General features: G+C 55.9%; 11 protein-coding genes. 6 read left to right on the top strand and 5 right to left on the bottom strand.

Annotated features, from left to right (window positions below; all coding sequences use genetic code 11):
- Positions 1-115 (bottom strand): DUF4372 domain-containing protein (locus tag A3A5_RS40945; protein WP_157637156.1); only part of this gene is annotated, 115 nt, incomplete at its 3' end.
- A gap of 650 nt (positions 116-765) precedes the next feature.
- On the opposite strand from A3A5_RS40945, the gene A3A5_RS42855 reads away from it, so the two are divergent.
- Both A3A5_RS42855 and A3A5_RS44000 read left to right on the top strand, forming a co-directional pair.
- Positions 766-1,263 (top strand): hypothetical protein, encoded by a 498-nt coding sequence (locus A3A5_RS42855; RefSeq protein ID WP_232431291.1) that lies wholly within the window; start codon positions 766-768, stop codon positions 1,261-1,263.
- Positions 1,264-1,504: 241 nt separating this feature from the next.
- Positions 1,505-1,813: a hypothetical protein gene (locus A3A5_RS44000; RefSeq protein ID WP_018310087.1), complete on the top strand. Its 309-nt coding sequence runs from the start codon at positions 1,505-1,507 to the stop codon at positions 1,811-1,813.
- On the opposite strand, the gene A3A5_RS40935 is transcribed toward A3A5_RS44000, so the two are convergent.
- Positions 1,737-2,336 carry a lecithin retinol acyltransferase family protein gene (locus tag A3A5_RS40935; protein ID WP_081623829.1) on the bottom strand — a complete coding sequence of 200 codons (600 nt, stop codon included), beginning with the start codon at positions 2,334-2,336 and terminating at the stop codon, positions 1,737-1,739. The two genes, A3A5_RS44000 and A3A5_RS40935, sit on opposite strands and share 77 nt — an antisense overlap.
- A 700-nt stretch (positions 2,337-3,036) precedes the next feature.
- On the opposite strand from A3A5_RS40935, the gene A3A5_RS43085 reads away from it, so the two are divergent.
- The 4 genes from A3A5_RS43085 to A3A5_RS43990 all read left to right on the top strand — a co-directional run bounded on the left by A3A5_RS43085 (position 3,037) and on the right by A3A5_RS43990 (position 5,864).
- Positions 3,037-3,249: a hypothetical protein gene (locus A3A5_RS43085; RefSeq protein ID WP_157637155.1), complete on the top strand. Its 213-nt coding sequence runs from the start codon at positions 3,037-3,039 to the stop codon at positions 3,247-3,249.
- Positions 3,250-4,888: 1,639 nt separating this feature from the next.
- Positions 4,889-5,155, top strand: coding sequence for a hypothetical protein (locus A3A5_RS0108000; protein WP_018310084.1), 267 nt, complete (start codon positions 4,889-4,891; stop codon positions 5,153-5,155).
- A gap of 56 nt (positions 5,156-5,211) precedes the next feature.
- Positions 5,212-5,481, top strand: coding sequence for a hypothetical protein (locus tag A3A5_RS0107995; RefSeq protein ID WP_018310083.1), 270 nt, complete (start codon positions 5,212-5,214; stop codon positions 5,479-5,481).
- Positions 5,478-5,864, top strand: a complete 387-nt coding sequence (locus tag A3A5_RS43990; RefSeq protein ID WP_018310082.1) for a hypothetical protein — start codon at positions 5,478-5,480, stop codon at positions 5,862-5,864. Before A3A5_RS0107995 ends, A3A5_RS43990 begins: the two co-directional genes overlap by 4 nt.
- A gap of 490 nt (positions 5,865-6,354) precedes the next feature.
- Here A3A5_RS43990 and A3A5_RS40915 read toward each other — a convergent pair whose 3' ends face one another.
- The 3 genes from A3A5_RS40915 to A3A5_RS0107980 all read right to left on the bottom strand — a co-directional run.
- On the bottom strand, positions 6,355-7,323 hold the full coding sequence (locus A3A5_RS40915) for a phosphoribosylaminoimidazolesuccinocarboxamide synthase (RefSeq protein ID WP_081623827.1): 969 nt from the start codon (positions 7,321-7,323) through the stop codon (positions 6,355-6,357).
- Positions 7,320-7,628: a hypothetical protein gene (locus tag A3A5_RS43080; RefSeq protein WP_157637154.1), complete on the bottom strand. Its 309-nt coding sequence runs from the start codon at positions 7,626-7,628 to the stop codon at positions 7,320-7,322. Before A3A5_RS43080 ends, A3A5_RS40915 begins: the two co-directional genes overlap by 4 nt.
- A gap of 781 nt (positions 7,629-8,409) precedes the next feature.
- Positions 8,410-8,672: transposase (locus tag A3A5_RS0107980; RefSeq protein WP_018310080.1), on the bottom strand; the 263-nt coding region annotated here is incomplete at its 5' end.

Genomic DNA, 8,672 nt, shown 5'->3' with positions numbered 1-8,672 from the left:
CGCAGCCCAAGGTGCGCACGCCCGCATCTCCGCGATGCTTCTCGATAATGCGACCGAAGGTCTTCCATGGCACGAATTCCATGACCTGCGCGAACAGCGTCTTGCCCACATTCATGGGTCGATCCTGGTCGTTGAAACCCGAAAGGATCGCAAATTTTCCGTTCGAAATTCAAATCGTGGACACCCATGGAATCCTCACAACCCGCGTCAGCATTGGCTTCCAAGCCAATGACCCTCAAATAAACCGGACACTAGTGGCCAGCTATAACTACAAAATTTCTCAATCGGCCCGCATGAGCTGCTATGTGTATTACGAGGCGATGGGGTTTGTTGTCAAGACCGTTACCTGATGGCGGCATCGATGCACCTTGTACAAGGCGAGCCTGGATGTTCCCGTGGCTGTGGTTCAGTGCGCCCAGCTTATAACGCTGGGCAGGCGCTCTGCAGCCGGGCGAGAATCTCAGTCCAGGCGGTGAGGGATGATTCGGCCGATTTTCAAACCTGTGTCGGCGTAGTTTAGACATTTTGTCAAGATTGAGGATTCAGGGACACGAGTGCTTTCGCTCATGGCCGCTGGGCATCGGAAGCGACCATCATGATAGCGGCAGCCCCGTACGATCGGATCGGGTTGCGGATTCAAAGGACCGCGCGCTGGCCGACGTCACGCCATCGGGATTCGCCGCCGACGTGCTGTTTTGTCAGCGGGCCGAACGCGAAGCAGCTATCCATCCCGCCTTTGCGCCGCCCGGCGTCGTCATCTGATGGATGATTGATATGACACCGCAAAGTTTCTTCACGTTCGACGTCGCCCGCCGCATTCCGTTGGTGGAAAAATTGGTCCACGACATCGACGAGCAACTGGAGCACACCATTGATGCGGGCGAGCGCGCACGCGTGATGGCTATTGTGCGCCAATGCCTGACAGCAATGCTTGCGGATCCCAGCTTGCCGTGGGCGGCGGAGGCACGCTTCTATTGTGTCACCCCGCGCGGCAAGGCGATCGGCCGTGCATTGCCTGCCTGGCAATTCGCGGCGCCGGTGCCGGAGCTGCTGGCCTCGGTCCTGCGCCAGATGAAGGATCTCCCAAGCAGCGAAATTCATGCGTATTTGGGAACCCCGGTCGACGTGTGCGACGGCCTTACGCCGGCGAAGTGCTGGCGGGCAGGGCGTTTGAATCGCGTGCGGCGCTTTTCGCCAGGCAGGCTTCCTCCTCCGCGCGGTACAGCGTCGCCTGCGACATGGCCACCAGGCCCTGTGCACTGACCTCCGAGGGCTTCAGATATGGCGCGGCGAGTCGGTCCGCGACCACCTTGCTCAAGCCACCAGCAAGGGGCAGAGCAGGGTGATCGCGCAGTTGGCTGCACTGCCTCGCGTTCGGATTTGATCAGCTGATGACGACGCCAAAGGATTGCTACACCTGAACATATTGCTCTAACCCTCCTTCCCATAGATCGTCTGCCAAGCGCTAGCCAATGCCGAAATTGTTTTTCCCGCCGGCACGCAAGTGCTTCGGGCTGTCCGGCATCCGCCTGCGGTCATCCCGCCGTACGTCGAGCGCACTTACCGTTTTGGCCAACCGGCCCAGATCGCCGACGGGCGCTTTACGCGCTACTGGATGTATGCGGCCCCAGAATCTCACTACCGCGTTGTCGGACTCCGGCTGTTTGAGCAGATGCCGGTCGTGGTGAGCTACAACCTTGGCGGTTCGCAGTTCGCGGTCGCCGTAGTCAAGGGCGTCATCGGCGTCTTGATCGTGGCGTTTGCCTTCTTGGAACTGTGGTCCCTCGCCGCATGCGCCTTTCCGCTGTTGTGATAGCGCCCTCAACTGCTGCCTGGGCACGCAGCCCTGCCTGCTCAGCCCGCCCATGCATGCGGTTCGATCCTGACCCAGCATGCCCGCTACAGAGTACACCCACAATAGCCAGCAGCGCACGCCATGGGTGGCTCAGCAGCGCCTCCACTTGCTCGCTGCGGCTCTCACCAGACAGGCACCACGTGCAGAAGTGCTCGCAGTTGTTGGTGAGAAGGCGGTAATCGTCCTCTCCAAGCCGCGCCGTCGCGCGCCGTATGACTTCCGTCTCGATGTTCCTTGCCTGCGTGCCCGACTCGACGCGAAAGCCGAAGCCGTTGGCAAAACCTGCAAGAGTCGTCTTTTCGACTGGGCCGCAACGCAGGAAGCCTTTGAACCCGACATAATGCACCACCTCGCCGTTTCCGACATAGATGCCATGGTGGACATAGCCACGGCGGTCCGTCTTCAGATGCGCGCCAGGAGGAATTTCCTCGGCGATTTCCGCTAGGCGCTGCGCGTGTTCGATGTGGTTATCGCCGCTCATCGCTTCCCCCCTTGCTACCTTTATTGCGCTGATCGCTCTTGCCCCGGTGGCCCCAGCTTGCGTGCTGGATGCCCTGCTGCTGATGCCGGAAACCGGTACCCCGTGTATGCCTGTAGTATCGTTGCCGGGCGGCGATGCCGGAATCAGCCGGTTCTGAAAAACGTTTCGGCTTGGTACCATGCTGCTTGTACGGCATCGCAAGGGCGTTTGTCCGTCGCGCATACTGCGCTGTCAGTGAAATCTGACAGCGTCGCGAGGTTATAACTCACGATCCCCCTACCACCGGTGAGCGTTGACCGGCAACAATCCGAATGTCTTGCCGGCCCCCCATTTGCGGGATGATGGTTGACCAAGCCACATCGCTGTCCGCCCAGCGCCGTAATCGCAAGTTTTGGCGGAGTTCAGCCAACAGTACGAGGAGGACCGCAGAAAAACACCTGCTTTCATTCCGCACAGCGGTGGGAAGGATGTTCCTTCGGGCTAAATCGCACTGAGGCGGCGGGAACATAGATCGTTACCATGAACCAAATTCTCGGTGGGGTCGATCGTATTCTCACCCGAGTGGGTAACCCCTTCGTCCGGCGACGCGCGAGGGGAGACCATTACTGAAGCCTGCAGTACGGTGCGCGCGGCACGTTGTCCTGCCGCCGTCGTTGGAGTAACCGACGCCACGGCAGGTATGTGCGCAGGGGAACATCCGATGCTCGAGCAACGGGTCGTTCTCGCCGTTGAGGTGCGTCGCTTCAAGTGCGCGAACGCCGACTGCCCTCGTCATACGTTTGCCGAGAATATCCGGCAAGTCTCCGGTCGCTGGCATCTGCTGTGCAACCTGCGCGCCAACGTCGAGAGGTACTGTACCGACTCGGGCCGCAACTGCCCCAAGCCGCGCAGCAAGCCGAGGTCGGTGGCGTGAGCCTTGCCGGCAGCGGCTCCTGAGCCGCAACTCACTCAGATCATGGTAGCGGCTGGGCGATCAGCGACGCGCCAGCGGGTGGCGCTGTACGAGCAGGGTGATGGCGCTACGCGCCCAAGGCGACGCTATCGGCTTGATGGTGGGGGCAGGCGCAGTAGCCATCCGGCGCGGGGCCAAGGGGCGCCGTGTCGATGCGGAATTGCGTGGTCCGCCTCTTCTTTCCGAACGGCAAGGCACCGCTCGTCCAGTCACCCGTGCGCACGACGCCCTGCCCGTCGGGCCGGCGCGTGTTCGGACGGCTTGTCGGATGGAGGAAGCGCGCCATCGAGGAGCCCAGGAATGCGACCACAAGCCCTCCATGCAGGCGCTGTGCGAGAACAAACCCGTTCGCAGTCTCGCGCGGTAGTGTCTCGGCCTCATGCACCCACGAAGCCCGCGGCGGTCCGATCGATGGTTGAAGCCTCTGTCACCCTGCCACGCTGCGGAAATGCGCAGGTTCGCGCAAAGTCTGCGCCCCGACTTACCGACTGTGGGGGGCGTTCAAGTTGCAATGGAAAGACCGAGGGTCACGTCAACCGACTCAAGTTCCTCAAGCGCCAGATGTATGGACGCGCGAACATCGAGCTTCTGCGGCTGCGGGTATTAAAGTCAAGTTGAACGACCGGCCTGCCTGACATGCATGACACGTTGGTCCGATGCGCTATCGCAGACGCGTAACATCGTGCGTGCCGGCACGAGGCTGGCGAAGGTCAGTTTAATCTGGGCTCTGGTGCAAGTTATAAACACCATTCTTAGTTATGTTTGTCGGAACAGCAACAAAATCGAACGCCATTGTCGGCTTTTACTGCAGGCGCATTCCGCAAAAACACCTCAATATTCGCGGTATTCGCGCACCTCAGAGCGAATGGCATAGATCTAGCTTATACCCCGCATAGTGTGACATTTATCAGCCGATGATAAACTCATGCGAGTAGTCATAATAGTCAACCTGCTGATAACTAGCTCACCGCGCAACTCGCATGACGTAGTGTCAAGAAGAACACGCTACCGCAAAGTTCCGTAAAAATGCAGCGCGGCGCGATTTTCGTCCGGACGCCACGTATTGAAGCAATAGAAGGGAGAAGATCCATGAAGCCCGCTGCGCATTCCATTTTTTTGTTGGGACGCTCACTCAGACAGTGCTTGTGTCCGTAGTCCTAGCTGCTTGCGCGGGAAAGGTGACGGCATCGAACGGGCGACGATGCACACAACAACGGCGGCGGTCCTCGTTTCGCCGGCCCATTCAAACTGTGGCGCTTTGGACGGGCATAGGTGTCTGGAGGAAAGGCATCAAGAACAGGGCCGCGGCTGTAGCGGCGCCCATAAACAGGTCTGACTGGCCAGGATGTAACGCTCGTGTTCACTAAGCTATTTGGGTCATGTCAACGACAACACCCTGACAGGGTCAACTATGTTCACTTGTTACGAAGTATCCGCCTTAACTCTGCTTACCAAATGGTCTAAGGCACGAGAGTTAGTTGAATCCTATGCGAGTTTTCGTGGACCGGAATGGCCGGAATGGCTGAATCAATCAATTCTCGCCAGCTGGTGTTTCGGTGGTACAGAGAACATCGAAATCGACGTTCAAATAGGCCAAACCATGGAAGCGCTCGGTATGCTGGCAAAACCACAGGCCGCCGCCGCCCTTCTGGAGGCGAATGAGCCATCCAACGATTCGGTCAAGAAGGTCGACGAAGTTCAGCTAATCAGCGATGGTATGTTGGCTCGCCGGGTTGGCAACATCGAAGCCTACCTTATTTCATTGAAGGGTAGATATCCGAAACAGTTTGCACATCTAATGAACGAAATCGATAAACGGTATGTGACCAAAGTCGGGGCGTGGAGCAAGGCACACTCAAGAAAATGAGAAAGGCCGAGCGGGTTCGATCTGAACGTGCTGGCCATCGGCAGTAGCAAGAAACTATGCATCCATTCCGGCACGGCCAACGCGATGAGCCGCTCACGTGGAATGCCGAGACTGATTGGATCGACGGGAGTGTGAGCCCGCACTATGTCGGTTGGTATGACGTGCAGATGCGCAGGGGTTTCAATGATGAGCACGCGGCCGAAGGCATTACGCGCTTCTGGTTCGCGGGGCGTGACTGGTACACCGGACCCAAGGCCATCGAGCATGGCGCACCGTCGGTGCCGCACGGCAATATCTTTCACTGGCGTGGTCGGAGCAAGCCGTGAACATCTACCGACACAAGTTTTACAGTGTGCACCCCAACAAAGGTGCGATTATGGTGTACGAATTGGAAATTGCAACGACAGACGTTATCCAGGTCGAACACCTTGTCACTGCATGCGCGCTCGAAAAGTCTGCATTCCATGAGGATATCGCCGATAGGCTTGCCGAGCGTTTTGGCGGGAAGCAGACGCTTCGAGCCCATCATAATGGGGTAGACATCGAATCGCGCCGAAATGGTTCGGCTACGCCGAAAGGCTTCAGGTCTGTCGGCTATATTTCCAACGTTCATGCGCGCATGCTGTCGACTGGCGTGGCCCTGCTTACGCACATCGATCCAGCGTCTGGGGAAAATACGGTAGAACTGTTTGTCAAAGGTTTGAAGTGATTTATTACCACGGGTTGGCCATTATGCACGCTACGATTGTGGGCGCATGTCAGATTTTCCGGACGCTCCCTCGGGCGGTCAAGGCTGTTCGCAGATTGGATATTCCCCGTCAAGCTTGGCATACGGATATGAGATCTTTGGCGATGGATCTGCCGGAGAGCATCCAGAGTTGATAGTTCGCTTCATGCGGATGGCAGCCAAGCATAAGCCACTCTACTCGTCAGTCCAGGGACGAATTACAACAGTGTATTCCTCTCAGGACCCCTCCATCCAGATTCGCTCTTCGCACCTAATTGAAGGACGCTTTAGTTCTACGCTGTTGTTCACCACTGCCACGCTTACACGGAGGCGGGCATAGGCGTTCATGTCTAGCGCTTGCCTGGCACGGAGAGGTATGGAGATATCAATCCGGCGGAGATTTTGGCTCTCTTGCTTCTAATAAGCGGTTTCCGCATATGCGCCATGCGCCGCTTCGAGTTTTGGTTGCACTTTAATCAAACAGAATATTGTAAAGCTCGCGGTACCGAGCCAGGATCGACGAGGAATCACCACCAGAGCGCCATTGATCCTTGTCAAGCGCTGCCGACGAGTCGGATGCTGTCTCCCGCACACGCATGCAATCGGGACTGATTTCTCCAAAAATAACGGTTCCCGTTCGATCGATGAAGAAACAGATATCAATCAACTGCAGCCCCTTCTTCTGAAATTTCTTTTCAATCCATTCGAATGCCTGTCTGGCGAGGCTCTTGGCGCTATGAATGTCATCGATCCAAATACTTGCATAGTCATCAGGCAGAGGCTCGTCCGCCAGTCTCTCATTCGCATCGCCATAAAGCGGATGTCGCCAATCAAAGCATACGACTGGCGAATCAAACCGACTCCATCTTCTCAGCGGTTCGCCACCCAATCTTGTCCCATACCTGTCTGTATATTTGTATCTATGAACAGGCGATCCGATGTGATATCTCTTAACACGAACTTCTATATTTCCAGGGTCTACTACCTTCTCCACTAGTAGATTTCCGTATGGAGATGGAACTGATCCGACGAATGCCGTTTCAATATGTTTCGCGTCCGGATCAAGTTTCATCTCTCTGAAGATCATGGCTGAGAAGCTGCTTCTTACGATCTCAGTACCGTCAACCTGGCCAGAGCGATTCGCGGTAAACGAGTAGAGCGTCGGTAGCAGCTTTGCGACAGCAACTCTCCTCGTAAGCAGGCGAATTTCCTTGCTCTCTCCCCGGCACAAGAGTGGGAGATCGTCAAATTCAAATCTGAGTCCTCGGATCACTTGCTCCAACATTGAAATTTCAGAGTCGAAGGGACGAACCCGGATCGACTCACCGGCTGGCCCCATGAGAAAAATCAAACCATCTTCTACGCCGGTCAGTGTCAGTCTCAGCTCGAGCTCCTCGCATTGGTCTTGCAAAACGCATGCCGCATGGCGATCTGGCGTCATTTATAGTGCTCCACTATGGTGAAGTTGATATTCAATTCGTCAATAGCTTTGACGGAAGCACAGGCCAAATTTCTAAGCGCTAGAACTGGATCGTCTAACGCGCGGTTTTGCTCTGGGAGTGTCGAAGCCAACTGTTTCGCGAAGCGGTCGGTGGGCCGCCTCTTTCGGAGAATTTCTATTTCCCGAGGCAAAAGCCTGCCTTGGTCACATTCGCGGTAGTCTTCACAATACGGTTCCCGCGGATCATCTGCTCTGGTGGCCGATTCTTCTACCCGTATCGAACTGGACGCCTTGAGCGCTTGCATCAGAAGGTTTTCGTGATAATCGCGCTGTGGACGGTAGACAGCGAAGCCGCGATGTTCGAATCGATGAATAGTGGAGGGACGCGGCAACGCGTTGACGTTTACTGCGTCGCCAACACGTCAGAGGAGATGTTCTTGCTTGGCTTCACTTGCATAGCATTCCTCAAAAACTATGGTAAAAAACCGAAAATGTTGGAATAAGCGTACAATTTGGGGGTCACAAATCAGAAAGAGCGTTTCAATATTCATAGCGCGTCTGATCTTCTTTACTGCTTGTTCATGATCCTCATGTACATACGCCGCTGTCCACAATGCCAATTCAAACGAATTCCTGTCCTGGATACTATGGCTCGCATACTGGAGGGCTATTGCCGCACAGTGGCGGTCACTAGCGCGCAGATCACTGCGTTCTTGATGTTGAACATGATTGGATCCTTAAAATTGAAAGTCCAATGTCGAACCACAATTCCAATATTTGCAGAATACCACCGCGACCAAACCTTAGGGCTGACAGCAATTGTTTTCGTCGATGCCAGTAATTACCGAAATCGCGAGGTGCAACATTCCTGCGGACGTTACGAAGAAATGGTAAGGAAAGTTTAAGTGGCGTGGTAAGGGCGAGGCAAGGTAGACAGAGTGCCCGTTTGGCCTGCAGTTGATCAAGATCAAATCCGGCGCTGACTGCCGGTGATCAAGTGCGTTGGTGATGTTGCCGTCGAACCCTCCATGCAAGCTGGACCTGTTTGGCCGAGAACTTAGTGACATCCAATCCGTGCTTATCCGGTTAGCTCCCAAACCTACTAGATGTAGTGGGTAGGGATTTTTTGGCATAGAGCTCGGCATAGGTCGGCGCGGTGACGTCACCAGCGATGCCGAGCAGGGAGCGAAATGCATTGAAGGGATAGAAACGACGGTTGAAGCGGAAGGTGAATTCGTTGAGATAGGCTTGCAGGTGCTGCGGGCTGACACCGTGATGAATTCCGCGCAGCCAGGTCTTGAGATTGGAGAACACAAGGTGAATGATCGGCAGGAAGGATTCGGTCACTT

It is taken from the genome of Cupriavidus sp. UYPR2.512 (genome assembly GCF_000379565.1).
Taxonomy (GTDB): Bacteria; Pseudomonadota; Gammaproteobacteria; order Burkholderiales; family Burkholderiaceae; genus Cupriavidus.
This window is presented reverse-complemented; position numbering and strand designations above follow the sequence as displayed.

Excerpts from the sequence above, each read along its gene's own strand:
- A3A5_RS42855 (WP_232431291.1), top strand. The coding sequence starts at position 766 with ATGATTGATATGACACCGCAAAGTTTCTTCACGTTCGACGTCGCCCGC.
- A3A5_RS40935 (WP_081623829.1), bottom strand. The coding sequence starts at position 2,336 with ATGAGCGGCGATAACCACATCGAACACGCGCAGCGCCTAGCGGAAATC.
- A3A5_RS43085 (WP_157637155.1), top strand. The coding sequence starts at position 3,037 with ATGCTCGAGCAACGGGTCGTTCTCGCCGTTGAGGTGCGTCGCTTCAAG.
- A3A5_RS0108000 (WP_018310084.1), top strand. The coding sequence starts at position 4,889 with ATGGAAGCGCTCGGTATGCTGGCAAAACCACAGGCCGCCGCCGCCCTT.
- A3A5_RS0107995 (WP_018310083.1), top strand. The coding sequence starts at position 5,212 with ATGCATCCATTCCGGCACGGCCAACGCGATGAGCCGCTCACGTGGAAT.
- A3A5_RS40915 (WP_081623827.1), bottom strand. The coding sequence starts at position 7,323 with ATGACGCCAGATCGCCATGCGGCATGCGTTTTGCAAGACCAATGCGAG.
- A3A5_RS43080 (WP_157637154.1), bottom strand. The coding sequence starts at position 7,628 with ATGCAAGCGCTCAAGGCGTCCAGTTCGATACGGGTAGAAGAATCGGCC.